At 68.8% G+C, this 17,287-nt stretch carries 16 protein-coding genes; 5 read left to right on the forward strand and 11 right to left on the reverse strand.

The window, feature by feature from the left end; translation table 11 throughout:
• Positions 1-56: 56 nt before the first annotated feature.
• Positions 57-389 (reverse strand): RNA polymerase sigma factor, encoded by a 333-nt coding sequence (locus tag WBL06_RS09630; RefSeq protein ID WP_424455778.1) that lies wholly within the window; start codon positions 387-389, stop codon positions 57-59.
• 78 nt (positions 390-467) lie between these two features.
• Between WBL06_RS09630 and WBL06_RS09635 the strand changes: the two genes are divergently transcribed.
• On the forward strand, positions 468-1,652 hold the full coding sequence (locus tag WBL06_RS09635) for an MFS transporter (protein ID WP_424455779.1): 1,185 nt from the start codon (positions 468-470) through the stop codon (positions 1,650-1,652).
• Here WBL06_RS09635 and proB read toward each other — a convergent pair.
• From proB to rplU, 4 genes are all read right to left on the reverse strand, one after another.
• Positions 1,649-2,431, reverse strand: a complete 783-nt coding sequence (gene proB, locus WBL06_RS09640; RefSeq protein ID WP_424455844.1) for a glutamate 5-kinase — start codon at positions 2,429-2,431, stop codon at positions 1,649-1,651. The two genes, WBL06_RS09635 and proB, sit on opposite strands and share 4 nt — an antisense overlap.
• A gap of 11 nt (positions 2,432-2,442) precedes the next feature.
• Positions 2,443-3,963 (reverse strand): GTPase ObgE, encoded by a 1,521-nt coding sequence (obgE, locus tag WBL06_RS09645; protein WP_424455780.1) that lies wholly within the window; start codon positions 3,961-3,963, stop codon positions 2,443-2,445.
• A gap of 115 nt (positions 3,964-4,078) precedes the next feature.
• A complete protein-coding gene (gene rpmA / locus WBL06_RS09650) occupies positions 4,079-4,333 on the reverse strand; it encodes a 50S ribosomal protein L27 (RefSeq protein ID WP_424455781.1) in 255 nt (84 codons plus the stop codon).
• Between the two features lie 10 nt (positions 4,334-4,343).
• On the reverse strand, positions 4,344-4,652 hold the full coding sequence (rplU, locus tag WBL06_RS09655; RefSeq protein ID WP_424455782.1) for a 50S ribosomal protein L21: 309 nt from the start codon (positions 4,650-4,652) through the stop codon (positions 4,344-4,346).
• Positions 4,653-4,815: 163 nt separating this feature from the next.
• Here rplU and WBL06_RS09660 point away from each other — a divergent pair, with 163 nt between their 5' ends.
• Entirely contained in the window at positions 4,816-5,097 is a 282-nt protein-coding gene (locus WBL06_RS09660) for a DUF4031 domain-containing protein (protein WP_424455783.1), read from the forward strand.
• Here the strand turns inward: WBL06_RS09660 and WBL06_RS09665 are convergent.
• Complete coding sequence (locus tag WBL06_RS09665; RefSeq protein WP_424455784.1) at positions 5,094-5,705, reverse strand: hypothetical protein; 612 nt, start codon at positions 5,703-5,705, stop codon at positions 5,094-5,096. The genes WBL06_RS09660 and WBL06_RS09665 overlap by 4 nt on opposite strands.
• Complete coding sequence (locus WBL06_RS09670) at positions 5,702-8,089, reverse strand: Rne/Rng family ribonuclease (RefSeq protein ID WP_424455785.1); 2,388 nt, start codon at positions 8,087-8,089, stop codon at positions 5,702-5,704. The genes WBL06_RS09665 and WBL06_RS09670 overlap by 4 nt, the downstream gene beginning before the upstream one ends.
• A gap of 464 nt (positions 8,090-8,553) precedes the next feature.
• Between WBL06_RS09670 and WBL06_RS09675 the strand changes: the two genes are divergently transcribed.
• Positions 8,554-9,453 (forward strand): hypothetical protein, encoded by a 900-nt coding sequence (locus WBL06_RS09675; RefSeq protein WP_424455786.1) that lies wholly within the window; start codon positions 8,554-8,556, stop codon positions 9,451-9,453.
• A 69-nt stretch (positions 9,454-9,522) separates the two neighbouring features.
• Here the strand turns inward: WBL06_RS09675 and ndk are convergent, their stop codons facing one another.
• The 4 genes from ndk to ileS are packed head-to-tail and all read right to left on the reverse strand — an operon-like array spanning position 9,523 to position 14,865.
• Positions 9,523-9,948 carry a nucleoside-diphosphate kinase gene (gene ndk, locus WBL06_RS09680; protein WP_424455845.1) on the reverse strand — a complete coding sequence of 142 codons (426 nt, stop codon included), beginning with the start codon at positions 9,946-9,948 and terminating at the stop codon, positions 9,523-9,525.
• An 11-nt stretch (positions 9,949-9,959) separates the two neighbouring features.
• On the reverse strand, positions 9,960-10,301 hold the full coding sequence (locus WBL06_RS09685) for a DUF4233 domain-containing protein (RefSeq protein ID WP_424455787.1): 342 nt from the start codon (positions 10,299-10,301) through the stop codon (positions 9,960-9,962).
• Positions 10,302-10,360: 59 nt separating this feature from the next.
• On the reverse strand, positions 10,361-11,713 hold the full coding sequence (locus WBL06_RS09690; RefSeq protein WP_424455788.1) for a bifunctional folylpolyglutamate synthase/dihydrofolate synthase: 1,353 nt from the start codon (positions 11,711-11,713) through the stop codon (positions 10,361-10,363).
• On the reverse strand, positions 11,710-14,865 hold the full coding sequence (gene ileS, locus WBL06_RS09695; RefSeq protein WP_424455789.1) for an isoleucine--tRNA ligase: 3,156 nt from the start codon (positions 14,863-14,865) through the stop codon (positions 11,710-11,712). The genes WBL06_RS09690 and ileS overlap by 4 nt, the downstream gene beginning before the upstream one ends.
• A 319-nt stretch (positions 14,866-15,184) precedes the next feature.
• On the opposite strand from ileS, the gene WBL06_RS09700 reads away from it, so the two are divergent.
• Both WBL06_RS09700 and WBL06_RS09705 read left to right on the forward strand, forming a co-directional pair.
• Positions 15,185-16,078: a hypothetical protein gene (locus tag WBL06_RS09700; protein WP_424455790.1), complete on the forward strand. Its 894-nt coding sequence runs from the start codon at positions 15,185-15,187 to the stop codon at positions 16,076-16,078.
• Positions 16,079-16,222: 144 nt separating this feature from the next.
• On the forward strand, positions 16,223-17,269 hold the full coding sequence (locus tag WBL06_RS09705) for a BTAD domain-containing putative transcriptional regulator (RefSeq protein WP_424455791.1): 1,047 nt from the start codon (positions 16,223-16,225) through the stop codon (positions 17,267-17,269).
• Positions 17,270-17,287: the final 18 nt, after the last annotated feature.

The following is a 17,287-nucleotide window of genomic DNA, read 5'->3' on the forward strand; positions in this document are numbered from 1 at the left end:
AACGGCATCATCGAACTTCACCGACGACTCGCCCGCGGCTACCGCAACCGCCACAACTACCGACTCCGCATGCTCCTCGTCGCCGGAGGGCTCACCCCATGACCCCCACCGGATGTCCGAAGAGCCACATTGGTCGCCGTCACGAGCAGCCACGGCAGCACCGACCCGTCGACGACCCGCACGCGCTCGCGGTTGCGCCACGCCTCGAAGAACGTGATCGCGACGAGATCGTCCGCGTCGTTCGTCGTCGGGGCGAGCCGCAGCCCGTGGCGCAGCACCCGGTCGCGATGCCGGTCGAAGATGCGCCCGAAGGCCTCCCCGTCGCCGTCGACCGCGCGCGCCCACTCAGCCGCGTCGGCATCCGTCGCGTTCTCGGTTCCCTGGCCCACACCCTGTAGTGTCCGGCACCGTTCATTCGGTTCCGAACATCCTCGATTCGTGGTGAGAGAGGGGCCAGGATGAGGGGGATGTCTTCTCTGCGCACCCCGCGACCGTGGCTCATGCTCGCCGTCGGCGGCGGATCCCAGGCGGCAGCCGCGCTCCTCATCTCGGCGCCGGCGTACCTCATTCCACTGCTGCACACCGAACGCGGGCTCACGCTCGCCGAAGCCGGACTCATCGCGACGGCACCGAACGTCGGGGTGCTGCTGACCCTCATCCTCTGGGGCGCCGCCACCGACCGCTGGGGTGAGCGCGTCATCCTGGTCACCGGCCTTGCCGTCGCGGTCGCCGGGGCGATCGCGTCCGCCGCCGCCGCGTCGACCGACGACTACGTCGTGCTGGCGCTGGCCTTCGCGCTTTGCGGGATCGGCGGTGCCGCGACGAGTGCGACGAGCGGACGCGTCGTCATCGGCTGGTTCCCCGCGGAACGCCGTGGCCTCGCGATGGGTCTGCGGCAGACGTCGCTGCCACTCGGGATGGCTGCGGGTGCGCTGATCGTTCCCGCGCTGTCATCCGGCGGGGACCTGGCCGCGCCGCTCATCGCATCCGGGGCCGTCGTCGCCGTGGCCGCTCTCGCCAGCGCGCTGTTCATCGTGAACCCGTCGCGACCGGCACGAGCTCTGGATACCGAGGGTCGCCCCGCGAATCCGTACCGTGGCGACGCGACGCTGGCCCGCATCCACCTGGTGTCGGCACTGCTCGTCGTGCCGCAGTACGCGCTCGCCACCTTCGGACTGGTCTGGCTGATCGCCGACCAGCAGTGGGATCCGCTCGCCGCCGGGATCGTCGTCGCCCTCGCGCAGCTGCTGGGGGCCGGGGGTCGCGTCGCCATCGGCGTGTTGAGCGACCGGCTCGGCAGCCGCCTGCGTCCCCTGCGTTGGGTCGCGCTCGCCGGCATCCCGCTGCTGCTGCTCACGGCGGTCGCGGGAGAACTGCGCTGGGCGCCCGCGGTGGCCGTGTTCTACATCCTCGCGTCGTGCGTGAGCGTCGCCGACAACGGGCTCGCCTTCACCGCCGTCGCCGAGATCGCGGGCGCGCACTGGTCGGGCCGCGCCCTCGGTGCCCAGAACACCGGGCAGTACATCGCCTCCGCGATCGTCGCTCCCGCGGTCGGTGCGCTCATCGCCGTCACGGGCTACTCGGCAGCGTTCGCCCTCATCGCGCTCGCCCCCGCGCTCGCGATCCCCCTCGTGCCGCGAGACAGCGGCTAGCTCGCTGGAGGAGCGGCGTCGAACCAGGTGCCAGTGTCGGCGCCGGCGAGGGCGAGGGCGACGTTGGCGGTCGAGGTCAGCAGCACGGGGGTGCCGGTCGCGGCGGCGTGCTTCGCGGCGGCGATCTTGGTACCCGCTCCCCCGGTGCCGACCCCGGCCGCGCCGATGTCGCCGAGCTCGACGCCCGACAGGTCGTCGTCGAACGGCACATGAGCGATGGGCCGGGCGCCGGGCTCGCCGGGCGGACGGGTGTAGAGCGCGTCGATGTCGGAGAGCAGCACGAGCAGGTCGGCGCCGATCAGCTCCGACACGAGCGCGGCGAGGCGGTCGTTGTCGCCGAAGCGGATCTCCTGCGTCGCCACGGTGTCGTTCTCGTTGACGATCGGCAGGATGCGCAGGTCGAGCAGGCGCTCCATCGCACGCTGGGCATTCGACCGGTGGGTCGGGTTCTCGAGGTCACCGGCGGTCAGCAGCACCTGACCGGCGAGGATGCCGTAGCGGTCGAGCGAGGTCTGGTACCGCCACATGAGCACGTTCTGCCCGACCGCGGCCGCCGCCTGCTGAGTCGCCAGATCCTGCGGACGCCCGTCGAGGTTGAGGGATGCGATGGCGCTCGCGATCGCACCGGAGGAGACGAGCACGACCTCGACGCCGCGCTGATACGCCGCGACGAGGGCATCCACGAGCGGATCGATCTGACCGACGTTGGCGCCGCTGACGCTCGACGACCCGACCTTTACGACGATGCGGGTCGCATCCAGAACATGATGGCGACCCACCGCTTGACGCGTCACTCGCTCTCCCGTACTTCCGAATCCGTGTCCCACACGCCGGCGTCGCGCTCGGCTTCCAGCTCGGCGCGGGCGGCTGCCTTGGCATCCATGCGCTCCTTGTACTCCTCGCGGCGCCCGGCGCTGGTGCGGCGCCGATTGTCGTCGAAGCGCGCGTCGGTGCCGCGCGGGCTCGTGATGAGTTCGGCCGCCGAGGTGAGCGTCGGCTCCCAGTCGAAGACGCGCGAGTCGCCCTCGCCGATGACGACGGCCGACCCGGGAACGGCGCCGTGCGCGAACAGCGCCTCTTCGATGCCGAGCTTCGCGAGCCGGTCTGCGAGAAAGCCGACGGCCTCGTCGTTGTTGAAGTCGGTCTGCTGCACCCAGCGCTCCGGCTTGGCGCCGAGCACCCGGTAGAGCGTCTCCGTGCCGCCCTCGACGCGAATCGTGAACTCGACCTCGTCGATCGCCTTCGGTCGCAGGATGATGCGGGGCTTCACCGCGGCGGCGGCGATCTTCGCGACGCGGTCGGCATCCACGATCTCGGCGAGCGCGAACGACAGCTCACGCAACCCCTCCCGGGCGACGGCGGAGATCTCGAAGACGCGGTAGCCGCGCTCCTCGAGCATCGGCTTCACCATGTCGGCGAGGTCGCGGGCATCCGGCACGTCGATCTTGTTGAGCGCGACCAGCTGCGGGCGCTCAAGCAGCGGCACCTGACCGTCGGGCACCGGGTAGGCGGCGAGCTCGCCGAGGATGACGTCGAGGTCGGTGAGCGGATCGCGCCCCGGTTCGAGGGTGGCGCAGTCGATGACGTGCAGCAGGGCGGCGCAGCGTTCGACGTGGCGCAGGAACTCCAGGCCCAGCCCCTTGCCCTCGCTTGCACCCTCGATGAGCCCGGGCACGTCGGCGACGGTGTACCGCGACGATCCGGCTTCGACGACGCCGAGGTTCGGATGCAGGGTCGTGAACGGGTAGTCGGCGATCTTCGGGCGGGCCGCCGACATCGCGGCGATCAGCGACGACTTACCCGCACTCGGGAATCCCACGAGCGCGACATCCGCCACCGTCTTCAGCTCGAGGACGACATCGCCCTCCCAGCCAGGGGTACCGAGCAGGGCGAAGCCGGGGGCCTTGCGCTTGGTGGTCGCGAGCGACGCGTTGCCGAGGCCACCCTGACCGCCGGGGGCGACGACGAGGCGCATCCCGGGCTCGTCGAGGTCGGCGAGCACCGTGCCGTCGGCCGAGCTGACGACCGTGCCCACCGGCACTGCGAGGTCGAGCGGCTCGCCGTTCGCACCGGAGCGGTGGTCGCCCATGCCGGGCCCGCCGTTGCCGCTCGAGCGGTGCGGGCCGCGGTGGTAGCTCAGCAGGGTGGTTTCCTGCGGGTCGGCCACGAGCGTGATGTCGCCGCCGTGCCCGCCGTTGCCGCCGTCGGGGCCGGCGAGCGGCTTGAACTTCTCGCGACGCACCGACACGCAGCCATGCCCGCCGTGCCCCGCGCGCAGGTGAAGAGTCACCTGGTCGACGAACGTCGTCATCGAAGTCACTCCTTTACCTAGGGAAAAGCGAAAGGGCGAGCCGTAGCCCGCCCTTGTCACCAATTCGGTGATCGAGTAGCCCGCGAAGCGGGCGTGTCGAGATCCGTGGAGGGCGTCAGCCCGCCGGAACGATGTTGACGACCTTGCGGCGCCCCTTCGCTCCGAATTCCACCGCACCCGCCGCGAGGGCGAAGAGGGTGTCGTCGTTGCCACGGCCCACGTTGACGCCGGGGTGGAAGTGGGTGCCGCGCTGGCGGACGATGATCTCGCCGGCCTTGACGACCTGGCCGCCGAAGCGCTTGACGCCGAGGTACTGCGCGTTCGAGTCGCGACCGTTGCGGGTCGAGGACGCGCCCTTCTTGTGTGCCATCTCTCGATCCTTACTTGATGCCGGTGATCTTGACGCGGGTGAGGTCGGCGCGGAAACCCTGGCGCTTCTTGTACCCGGTCTTGTTCTTGAACTTCTGGATGACGATCTTCGAGCCGCGCTCGTCACCGACGACCTCAGCGGTGACGGTCACCTTCGCGAGCGCCTTGGCGTCGTGGGTGATCGTGTCGCCGTCGACCAGCAGCACGGGCGTGAGCTGGATGTTGCCGTCCTTGTCGGCGGCGATGCGGTCGAGCACGACGACCGTGCCGACTTCGACCTTCTCCTGCCGCCCACCGGCGCGCACGATTGCGTAGACCACGAGACTTCCTTTAGATAGATACAGGCTTTGTTGGAAGAGAGTTGGGTGACTACACCGTCTTGAGGACGGTTGCCCGGCACCTGCCGGGGCGCACACCAAAGGTCGAGTTTAGCCGCAAAGCCGGCGAAGTAACAATCGGGCTCCGCAGTCCTACGCTTCCCCCATGACGGTGCTGATCGACGAGCCGATCTGGCCGGCGCACGGCACCCTCTGGGCGCACCTCGTGAGCGACTCCTCGCTCGCCGAACTGCACGCGTTCGCCGCGGCGGCCGGCATCCCGGAGCGCGGGTTCGACAACGACCACTACGACGTGCCCCTACGCCGCTGGGACGATCTCGTCGCGCGCGGCGCCGTGCCGGTCACGGGGCGCGAGTTGCTACGCCGACTGCAGGCGTCGGGGCTGCGGGTGCGGCAGCGTGACAAGGGCGCGCACGGCATCCGCTAGTTGGTGAGACCCATCCCGTAGATCACCGACGAGAAGACCGCGAACGTGGCAAGTGCGCCGACCACGGCGAGCACGATGATCGCGAACAGGTTGTTGCGGGGCTCCCCCCCGCGGCGGTACCCGTGCGACGCGAAGATCACCGCGAGCACCCACAGCGCGCCGAAGAAGAACAAGCCGCCGGTGGCATCCATGTACCGCCCGCTGCCCTGAGCGAGCTGCACGATCGACCACACTCCGCCGGCGATCGCCCAAAACACCGTCACGATGCCGGTGAAAACCAGGGCGACGATGACGATGACCGACCGCGATCGCAGCGGGTAACCCCGGCGCGACAGCAGGGCGCCGATGACGCTCACGACCGCGATGGCGATGAGGTCGACCGAGATGCCGAGCGCGTAGATCAGCTCGATCGGGGCATTGTTCGGAAACTGAAAGAGTCCCGCGACGTTGGCGAGCATCAGCACGACGGCCGTCGCCGCGACTCCCCAGAGCAGCCTCTGGCTGCGGGTGGCTGCTCGTGTCGGCGGCAGCGCGCCACCGCTCGTCGTGCCTGCGGGCAGCACGATCGGCTTCAGCGGTTCGCCCGGAGGCGGCGGGGGCGTGCTCATTCCGCGGCAGCCGGCGGCGTGACGGTGCCTCCGGTCGACGCGCGGCGCGAACCGCGACGACCCTGCCCGGCTGGCTTCGGCTCGGGCAGCGCCTCGAGAACGGACCCGAGGATGTTCTCGGCATCCGCTGTGCTCACCTTGCGGGCTGCACGCGGCGCCTTCTGGATGGGGATGTCGAGGATCTCCACCGCGGTCTCGGCCGCCGCAACGGCGACCTCCTCGGCGCTGTGGCCATTTCCGGAGGGGGTCTCGCCGGCTGGCGTCTCTGCGTGATGGTGGTCACCCGAGGTGGTGACCGTACTCTTCGCGATCTGCGCGAGCGCATTCTTGACGTCTTCGGTGATCGCGTGGGTGCCGACCCCGCCGACGCCGTTCTTGACGCCGGATGCCGGAGCAGCTCCCCCGCCGCCACCGCCGCGGCCACGACGGCTGCGAGACGACCCCGACGAGTTCGACCCGCCGGGGTTCTCGCCGACCGGCGAGCGGTGCTTGAACACGGGGTCGTGATGGATGACGATTCCGCGGCCCGCGCAGGTCTCGCAGTTCTCGCTGAACGACTCGATGAGCCCGAGCCCGAGCTTCTTGCGGGTCATCTGCACGAGCCCGAGGCTCGTGACCTCGGCGACCTGATGCTTCGTGCGGTCGCGCGACAGGCACTCGACGAGGCGCCGCAGCACCAGGTCGCGGTTGCTCTCAAGCACCATGTCGATGAAGTCGACGACGATGATGCCGCCGATGTCGCGCAGCCGCAGCTGGCGCACGATCTCTTCGGCCGCTTCGAGGTTGTTGCGCGTGACGGTCTCTTCGAGGTTGCCGCCGCTGCCGACGAACTTGCCGGTGTTGACATCCACGACCGTCATCGCCTCGGTGCGGTCGATGATCAGCGAGCCGCCGGAGGGCAGCCACACCTTGCGCTCGAGCGCCTTGTCGATCTGCTCGCTCACCCGGAACTCGTCGAACGAGTCGCGCTCGCTCTCGTGCTTCTGCACGCGCTCGACCAGGTCGGGGGCGACGGCGTTCAGGTAGCCCGAGATCGTCTCGACGGCGTCGTCGCCTTCGATGACCAGCTTGTGGAAGTCCTCGTTGAAGACATCCCGCACGATCTTCAGCAGCAGGTCGGGCTCGCTGTGAAGCAAAGCCGGTGCCGGCTGCGTCTCGACGGCGCGGCTGATCTCGGCCCACTGGCTGATCAGGCGCTGCACGTCGAGGGTGAGCTGCTCCTCGGTGGCACCTTCGGCGGCAGTGCGCACGATGACACCGTTCTCGTCGGGCAGCACCTCCTTGAGGATCTTCTTCAGCCGCGCCCGCTCGGTGTCGGGGAGCTTCCGGCTGATGCCGTTCATCGAGCCGTTCGGCACGTAGACGAGGTAGCGACCCGGCAGCGAGATCTGCGACGTGAGGCGCGCACCCTTGTGGCCGACCGGATCCTTCGTGACCTGCACGAGAACCTTGTCGCCCGGCTTCAGCGCGAGCTCGATCTTGCGGGCCTGGTTCTTGTTGCCGTCGCTCTCCGCGGCGGCCGCGGCGGCATCCCAGTCGACCTCACCGGCGTAGAGCACGGCGTTGCGGCCGCGCCCGATGTCGACGAACGCCGCCTCCATCGACGGCAACACGTTCTGTACGCGACCGAGGTAGACGTTGCCGATGAGGCTCGCATCCTGCGCCCGCGCGACGTAGTGCTCGACGAGCACCCCGTCTTCGAGAACGGCGATCTGGATGCGGCCGAACTTCGAGCGCACGATCATCACCCGGTCGACGCTCTCGCGGCGAGCGAGGAACTCGGCCTCGGTGATGACGGGGCGGCGGCGCCCGGCATCCCGGCCGTCGCGACGGCGCTGCTTCTTCGCCTCGAGGCGGGTCGAGCCCTTGATGCGCTGCGGCTCGGTGATCGGGGCGGGTGCCTGACGCGGCTGACGTACCCGCACCGTCGTGTTGGGGGCGTCGTCGCCGTCGCGCGGGCCCTCGCCCGACCGTCGGCGATTGCGGGTGCGGCGCGATGCCGCGCCGGGCGCCGACTCTGGCTCGTCTTCCGGTCCGTTCGCGCCGATGACGGGCGTCGGCAGCGGGGGCGCCTGGAACATGATCGAGAACGCGGATGCCGGTGCGCCAGCGGCCGGAGCCTCGGCCGGAGCCTCGGCCGGAGCGTCGTCGACGGCCTTCTTGCGACCGCGCGCCGTCTTCTTCTCGGCCGCGGGAGCGGCATCCGCCGTCGCGTCCGCCTTCTTGCGCCCGCGCTTGGGCTTCTCGACCACAGCTTCGTCGACCGGAAGGATCTCGGTCGCCGAATCGGCGGACACATGGTTGCTGGCGCTCTTCGGCGCTTCCCTTTTCACCATTTCTGGTGCACTCCTCGGCCGGAGGTGCCGCGCTACCCGCCGGTACATCTCGAGCGAACCTACTGCGGTTCGCGAATGAAAGTCTGGATGCGACCGCCGTTCCCTGTGAACGGTGTTCTGGTCACGCTCGCCCTGTCACGGCGACTCGGAACTGGCGTCCGACACGGTGCGCGATTCGTGCTCAACTGGAGCGGCGTTCGGCACTCGTGGCCCGGTATGCCCGGAAAGCTTGATCGGTGCGACCGGGCGCGGCCCGGTCGGCTTACGGTCCAGTATCGCACGCCGGGACCGCAGGGCTCACGGATGAGGGCATCCGCGAGATCCTCGACGGCGCGAGCGCGCCGAACCACGAGGTCCCGGCTTGCCTCGGGCGCTCCATCGGCCCCCTCGACGACGCCGTGGCTGTTTGCCCAAGAACGCCCCATCCCTCCACAGGAAGGGGCGTTCGTGGGCAATCAACAGATCGTGCAACGCCCCACCGAGACTGGCCCACGCGCACGCATGGTCGAGGGATGCCTCACCCCTCGTCGCCACTGCCTCCCGCGCTCGTCGGCGCGACCTTCCAGACCGGCACCGCCGAACAGCACGGCGTCACAGCGAAGCGCTTGCGCAGCCGCGATCTCGATGCGCGCATCCACGGGGTCCGGGCACCCGCGGGAGCTACCGAGCACCTCGTCGGACGGTGCCGAGCCTTCGCCGCCCGGTTGTCTCCCGAGGTGTTCTTCAGCCACTCGACAGCGGCACGTCTTCTCGGCGCGCCGCTTCCGTTCCGGCTCGAACGGATCACGCACGTGCATGTCACGGTCGAGGCGCCGACGCGGGCACCCCACGCTCGCGGGATCTACGGCCACAGTCGCCGCATGGCCCCCGGCGACGTCATCGACGTTTCAGGCCTTCGAGTCAGTGCGCCCGAGCGAGTGTGGTGCGAAATGGCGGGGGTTCTGGATATCCCGGACCTCGTCGCCGTGACCGATTACCTCATCCATCATCGCCGACCGCTTACGACGACGACCGCGCTGGCCGAACGGCTCGCCTTCGGGGACCGCATCTCGCGGTCACGCCGACTCACGGCGGCCCTCGAACTCAGCGACGACCGCGCCGAGTCACGGCCCGAGTCACGCCTTCGCGTGGCGTGCGTGTGGGCGGGGTTGCCCTGGCCGTCTGTCAACCATGAGATCGTCGACACCGAGACCGGGCGTGGCTACCGGTTGGATCTGGCTTGGCCCGAACTCAAGTTCGCGATCGAGTACCAGGGCGACGGTCACCGCACGAGAGCGCAGTGGCGCCGCGACATGTCCCGTCGCGAGCGGTTGCGGATCGCGGGGTGGACGATCCTCGAACTCAATTCCGACGATCTCCGCGACCACGCCGCACTCATCGGGTTGATCCGCTCGGGACTCGCGTCGCGGTGAAGGCTGCTTGCCCGAGAACGCCCCATCAGCGCGGCGCAAGGGGCGTTCTCGGGCAAATAGCAGAGGGGGTTACCCCGCGGCGGGGAACCAGAGAGCGAGCTCGCGGGCGGCCGATTCCGAAGAGTCGGAGCCGTGTACGAGGTTCTGCTGCACCTTCAACCCCCAGTCGCGGCCGAGGTCGCCGCGGATGGTTCCGGGAAGAGCGAGGGTCGGGTCGGTCGTGCCGGCGAGCACCCGGAAGCCTTCGATGACGCGGTTGCCGGCGACACGCATTGCGACGACGGGGCCCGACTCCATGAACTCCACGAGGGGCTCGTAGAACGGCTTGCCCTCGTGTTCGGCGTAGTGCGCGGCGAGGATCTCCCGCGACGGCTGCACCATCCGCAGGTCGACGAGCGAGTAGCCCTTCGCCTCGATGCGGCGCAGGATCTCGCCGGTCAGGTTGCGGGCCACGCCATCCGGCTTGACCAGTACCAACGTCTCCTGGATTTCCAGCGAATTGGCGCTCATGCGTCCCCTCCTTCTGCGGCGGAAAGCCGCGATTCTTCGATGCGCCGCGCGCGCACCAGACACCACACCCACAGCCCGGCGAACGCCGCACCGATGACGAACATGAACCCGTGCGCGACCCCGGTCGCGATGAGCACGACCTGCAGGATGCCGCCCAGCACGACGCCCCAGGCGAACCGCTGCACGAGAGACACCACAACGAACAGCGCCATCAGCGAGAACCCGACGCCGAGAACGACCCCACCCGGGATGCCGCTGAGCCCGTTGATCGCGAGGGTTGCGAAGAACAGAACCACGGCTTCGAGCACGAGCACGATCGACAACAGCGTCTCGGTCACCCCGCGTTCACGTCGCGGTCGTCGCGGACGCCCGGTGCGGGGCGACGTCTCATCGGTGCTCACTTCCACCCCCCGGCCTCGGCGAGCGCCAGGGCTTCGCCGACGAGCGTGATCGAGCCCGTGATGAGCACCGCGCGACTCGGCGCCTCCGCCGCCCACTCCCGGGCAGCGCCCACGGCCTCCCCGAGATCCTCGAACCGCAGCACCGACTCATCAGGGGCGACGGTCAACGCGACGGCGGCGAGTTCGTCGACGGGGGTCGCGCGATCCGACTGCGACCGGGTCACATGGAACCTCGACGCGATCGGAGCGAGTTCGGCGAACACCCCGTGCGCGTCCTTGTCGCCGAGCACCGCGATGACGACGGCGATCTCGGTGAAGTCGAAGTACTCGGTCATCGCCCCCGCGAGGGCGCGGGCCCCGTGCGGGTTGTGGGCGGCATCCACCAGCACCGTCGGCTCGATGCCGATCAACTGCAGGCGTCCGGGTGAGGTCGCCTCGGCGAGACCCTCGGCGAGCACGTCGTCGCTCAACGGCACCGCACCACCGCCGAGGAACGACTCGACGGCGGCGATCGCGACGGCGGCGTTCTGCCCCTGGTAGTCGCCGTAGAGCGGCAGGAACAGCTCCTCGTAGCGGGAGGCCCGACCCCGCACGGTGATGACCTGCCCGCCGACGGCGACGGTCGTGGACTCCAGCGCGAAGTCCACCATCTCGATCGCCATCGACGCCTCGTCGAGAGCAGCCGCCGCGCGCAGTTCGTCCATCGCCTCGAGCGGCTGCATCGCGGTGACGACGGTCGCGGCGGGCTTGATGATGCCGGCCTTGGTACGGGCGATCTCGGCGACCGTGTTGCCGAGCCGCACCTGGTGGTCGAGCGCGATCGGGGTGAACACGGCGACCTGCCCGTCGGCGACGTTGGTGGAATCCCACTCGCCGCCCATGCCGACCTCGAGCACCATGACATCCACGGGAGCGTCGGCGAAGATCGCGAAGCCGAGCACCGTCAGCGCCTCGAAGTACGACAACGCCTCCTCGCCGTCGGCGACGAGTTCGGCGTCGACGATTGCGAGGTAGGGGGCGATGTCGCGCCAGTTGCGCACGAGCGCCTCGTTCGAGACCGGGAGCCCAGAGATCACGATGCGCTCGTTCACCCGCACGAGGTGCGGTGAGGTGAGCAACCCGGTCTTCAGCCCGGCGGCGCGCAGGATCGCCTCGATCATCCGCGACGTCGAGGTCTTGCCGTTCGTGCCGGTGATGTGGATGACCGGCGCCGAGTGCTGCGGATCCCCCAGCAGCTCGCACGCCTTGCGAGTCGGCTCGAGCCGCGGCTGCGGGGCGGCCTCGCCGATGCGAACGAGCAGTTCGGCGTAGACCTCGTCGGCCTCCGCCTGGAAGTCCTCGTCGCTCACGCTCGCTCCAGCTGGATCGTGACCGCGGAACCCTCGCCAACGGCCGTCGCACCATTCTCCCCCGTGAGGGTCGCGAGCATCGTCGCGAGCACCTCCCCGGAGATGAGCTCGCGATGGGCCTCGACCGCCGCGACCGCCGCGTCGTCGCCCACGATCGTGAGCACGATGCGGTCCGACACGTCGAGGTCGGCATCCTTGCGCGCCTGCTGCACGGCACGGATGACGTCGCGCGCCAGGCCTTCAGCCGCGAGCGCCGGTGTCACCGCTGTGTCGAGCACGACGAAGCCCCCGTCGCCGAGGAACGCGACCGCCGCATCCGGTTCGGCCGTCGCAAGCACCAAGTCGTATTCGGATGCTTGCAGTGCGGTGCCATCGACGATCACGATGTCGCCCTCCGTCATCCACACCCCTGACTTCGCGGCCTGGATGACCCTTTGCACGTCTTTGCCGAGCCTCGGCCCGAGGGCCCGGGCGTTGACGGTGAGCCGACGTTCGATGCCGTACTCGCCAAGGCTCGATTCGCGCAGCGGCTGAAGGTCGACGGAGCGCACGTTGAGCTCGTCGGCGAGGATGTCGGCGTACGGCTCGAGGGCCGCCGGGTCGGCCGACACGACGGTGAGCCGGGCCAGCGGCAGCCGTACCCGCAGCTTCTGCGCCTTACGCAGGGCGAGGCCGGCGGATGCGATCTCCCGAACGCGGTCCATGGCCGCGACGAGCGCGTGGTCGGCCGGGAACTCGGATGCCGCGGGCCAGTCTTCGAGGTGCACGCTGCGTCCGCCGGTGAGACCCTTCCAGATCTCCTCGGTGACGAGCGGCAGCAGCGGAGCCGCCATCCGGGTCACCGTCTCGAGCACGGTGTACAGGGTGTCGAAGGCATCCTGATCGGTGCCGTCCCAGAACCGGTCGCGCGACCGCCGCACGTACCAGTTGGTGAGCACGTCGCCGAAGTCGCGCAGCGCCTGCGCGGCAAACGGGCTGTCGAGCACGTCGAGGTGGGCCGTGACCTCGTCGAGCACCTCACGGGTCTTGGCGAGGATGTAGCGGTCGAGCACGTTCTGCGATGTGGTCGACCGCTTCGCCGTCACGCCCGCAGAGTTCGCGTACAACGTGAAGAAGTAGTACGTCGACCACAGCGGCAGCAGCAGTTCGCGCACGCCCCCGCGGATGCCTTCTTCGGTGACGACGAGATTGCCGCCGCGGATCACCGACGACGACATGAGGAACCAGCGCATCGCGTCGGCGCCGTCGCGGTCGAACACCTCGTTCACGTCAGGGTAGTTGCGCAGCGACTTCGACATCTTCTGCCCGTCGTTGCCGAGCACGATGCCGTGGCTGATGACGTTGCGGAAGGCCGGCCGGTCGAACAGAGCCGTCGACAACACATGCATGACGTAGAACCAGCCGCGCGTCTGCCCGATGTACTCGACGATGAAGTCGGAGGGGTTGTGCGACTCGAACCACGGAGCGTTCTCGAACGGGTAGTGCACCTGCGCGAACGGCATCGAGCCGGAGTCGAACCACACATCGAGCACATCGGGAATGCGCCGCATCACTGAGGCCCCGGTGGGGTCGTCGGGGTTGGACCGCACGAGATCGTCGATGTACGGCCGGTGCAGGTCGACCTCGCCGTCCGGGTTGAGCGGCAGCCGCCCGAAGTCGGCTTCGAGCTCCGCCAGCGACCCGTACACGTCGATCCGCGGATAGGCGGGGTCGTCCGACTTCCACACCGGGATCGGCGAACCCCAGTACCGGTTGCGCGAGATCGACCAGTCGCGGGCGTTCGCGAGCCACTTACCGAACTGGCCGTCCTTGACGTTGTCGGGAACCCAGGTGATCTGCTGGTTGAGCTCCCCCGCCCGCTCCTTCACGTCGGTGACCCGCACGAACCACGACGACACCGCCTTGTAGATGAGCGGGTTGCGGCAGCGCCAGCAGTGCGGGTACGAGTGCACGTACGACTTCACCTGCACGAGCCGGTCGTCGGCCCGCAGCTTCTGGATCAGCACCGGGTTCGCCTCGAACACCTGGAGCCCCGCCACCTCCGTCACCTCGGGCAGGAAACGCCCGCCATCGTCGACCGACAGGATCACCGGGATGCCGGCCGCGGCACAGGTCACCTGGTCGTCTTCACCGTAGGCGGGCGCCTGGTGCACGATCCCGGTGCCCTCACCCGTCGCGACGTAGTCGGCGACGAGGATGCGCCACGCGTTCTGCATCCCTTCGGCATCCGCGTAGTGGTCCCAGAGGCGGTCGTAGTGGATGCCGTCCAGCTCCCGGCCGGCGAAGGTGCGCGAGACGACCGCATCCTCGCCGAGCTCTTTCCGGTACGCCGCGACGGTGTCGACCGCCAGCAGGTACTCGCGACCCTCGGCATCCGCGACGACGCCGTACTCGACATCCGGCCCGACGGCGAGCGCCGCGTTGGTCGGGAGCGTCCACGGGGTGGTCGTCCAGGCGAGCGCCCGCACCCCGGTGAGCCCGAGCGCCTCGGCCTTCTCGCCGACGAGCGGAAAGGTGACGGTGACCGACTGGTCTTGCCGCATCTTGTAGACGTCGTCGTCCATCCGCAGCTCGTGGTTGCTCAAGGGGGTCTGGTCGCGCCAGCAGTACGGCAACACCCGGTAGCCCTCGTAGGCGAGGCGCTTCTTGTACAGCTCCGAGAACGCCCACACAACGCTCTCCATGAAGGTCACGTCGAGCGTCTTGTAGTCGTTCTCGAAGTCGACCCAGCGGGCCTGGCGGGTGACGTACTCCTCCCACTCCTTGGTGTACGTCAGCACCGACTTCTTCGCGGCGGCATTGAACGCCGCGATGCCCATCTCTTCGATCTGGCTCTTGTCGGTGATGCCGAGCTGGCGCTCGGCCTCGAGCTCGGCGGGCAGCCCGTGGGTGTCCCAGCCGAACCGGCGGTGCACCTGCTTGCCGCGCATGGTCTGGTAGCGCGGGAAGAGGTCCTTCGCGTAGCCGGTCAACAGGTGACCGTAGTGCGGCAGGCCGTTGGCGAACGGCGGGCCGTCGTAGAACACCCACTCCTCGCATCCTTCGCGCTGCGCGACGGAGGCTGCGAAGGTGTCGTCCTTCTTCCAGAACGCGAGGATGCCGCGCTCGATCCGCGGGAAGTCGGGAGACGACGGGATCGACGGGTACGACATGGCTTGCTCCTCGCGAAGGGGTATTCACTTCACGAGGACGACCCTGGGGGAAAGCAGAGCCGCGGTACCACCTCGCTTGCACATCCCACGGATATGCCTCTCAACCAGGCTGTTACGGGCCCGCCCGCTCGGTTCTACTCCCCAGTTTCCTGAGTTTCTTCCGTGAACTCCCCGGTGATGCCGGATCACAGTTGTTGGAGCGATCTTAGGGGATTCCCGAGAAATTCGTCGTGAGACAGACAGGTCTGTCCCGGGTCCGTCACGCCACCGTCACGCCCCTGTCACGGGCCTGAAGGAGTCTCCAACTATTGGGGGAATCATGAAGAACAGCACCACGGGAGCCGGCCCTACCGGCACGGGTGCGACGCATCGGGGGATGCGTCGCACCTGGGCTATCGTCGCGACGGCGGCCCTCGCCCTACTCATGGCGAGCTTCGGACCGGCACCGCAAGCGGCTGAGGCCGCGCCATACGGGCAGTGCGACAGTCTGTTCAACACGCCGGGTCTCGGCATGGATTGCACGGTCGCGGTCGTCAACAACCTCGACCTCGCTACGGGGGTCACCAGTTCGACGACGACGTACACACGCTGTAGTGGCGCGGCGAACACGGCGCTCACCTGCGAAGGTCCGACAACGGTGTCGTCGACCGAGCTCGTGACGAGCGTGTCGCAGTGCAACTCGTCACTTGACGGGGGTGGAGCTTCGATGAATTGTTCGGTAACGGTCACCAACAACATCGTCGGCGACGCCACAGCAGTGGCAGCGACCGTGAACCAGTGCAACGACTCACTCGTCGGGGGCGGCGCGCGCGCGTGCAACCCGGATCCGGCGACGACGTCTGGCGCGGCGATCAACCAATGCAACAACTCGGCGAACGAGGGCGGCTCGTCGCTCACGTGTACGGTCGGCGCGGGGTCGACCACGTCGGATGCCCTGTACGTCACGGTTTCTCAGTGCAACTACTCCGCCAACGGCGGCGGTTCACTGATCGTCTGCTCCGTCCAGTTGGCGACCAACGTCAGCCCTGCGGATGTCGTTCCGCCGGATGAGGGCGACGTGCTCGGCGATCAGGTCGCTGCCCGCTCCGATGAACTAGCCGCAACCGGACCGGCAGAGGTGTGGCCGTTGGGCGCCGCCTTGTTCGTCGCCGTCGGGGCACTGTTGGTGGGCTGGACCCGGTTCGCTCGCGCGCGGGAAGTCTCGATCCGCTAGCGAGGTAACAGCCAGCCGTGCACTGGGGCCTCCGGGGGGAGTCGAAGCGAACGGTGGGTGGGGAAGATGCGGCCGTTCGGGGGAACGGCCGCATCTTCCGCGTAGGCTTAACACCCCTACCCGGTCAGGGGGTGTAGCCGCACCATGCAGTTCGAACGTTGGAGTCTGCCGCTCATCGGCGAGGCACTTCTGCGAGGTGCGACGCGCCGCGAGGAGTTTCAGTCGTTTCTTGGTATCGCCCCTGATCTCTTGGACTCGCGCCTGACCGCTCTTGTCGAATCCGGGATCCTGTCGGTCGAGACGGCCACTGACGGCGCCGAACACTTCGTGCCGACCGAGAAGGGCCGGGGCCTCGAGGCGGCGATCCGCGCGCTCGACGAGTGGAGCCGACAGTGGGATCCGCTGTCGACCGACGCGCTGCTCGGGATCGTCGATGCCGTCGTTGCTCCGCAATATCCCGACGAGCAGCCGGAGGTCCCGGCCGCATCGGTGGCGATCGAGCTGTCGGTGCTGGGCACCTTCGACCTGCGAGTCGCGGGCGTCTCTGCCGACCTCTCCCCCGGATCCCAGCGGTTGCTGATGTTCCTCGCGTTGCGCGACCGTGCCATTGCGCGGATCGCCCTCGCCGGCACGATGTGGCCCGACGTCTCGGAGGGCCGTGCGGGCGACAGCCTCCGGTCGGCGATCGCCCGGCTTGAGGCGCCGGCGCGTGCCGCGATCCGTTCGGCGTCGACCGGGCTTCGGTTGGCCGACGGCGTCGTGATCGACCTGCATGAAGCGCAAGCGATGGCTCACCGCCTGGTGTATGGGGGCGGGCTGCACGACTCCGACATCAGTTCGGCGTCGATCGCCACGCTCTCGCGTGAATTGTTGCCTGACTGGTACGACGATTGGGTGCTGCCCGAAGCCGAGGACTGGCGGTACTTGCGTATGAACGCTCTTGAGGCGCTCGCCCGACGCCTGCTCGACGCGGGCCAACTCGGCGAGGCGGCGACAGCGGCACGCGCCGCGATGCGGATCGACCCCCTCCGCGAGGGCCCTCAGACAACCCTTATCCGAGTGCAGCTCGCGATGGGAAACCAGGCGGCGGCAGTCGAGGTCTTCAACCGCTACCGCACGATCCTGCACGCAGCCGTCGGGCTCGCCCCCACGAAGCAGCTCGCCGACCTCGTCGCCGACGTCGAGCGCTAGGCAGCGCAAACCGCGCGC

Source organism: Pseudolysinimonas sp., from assembly GCF_049651805.1.
Lineage (GTDB): Bacteria > Actinomycetota > Actinomycetes > Actinomycetales > Microbacteriaceae > Pseudolysinimonas_A.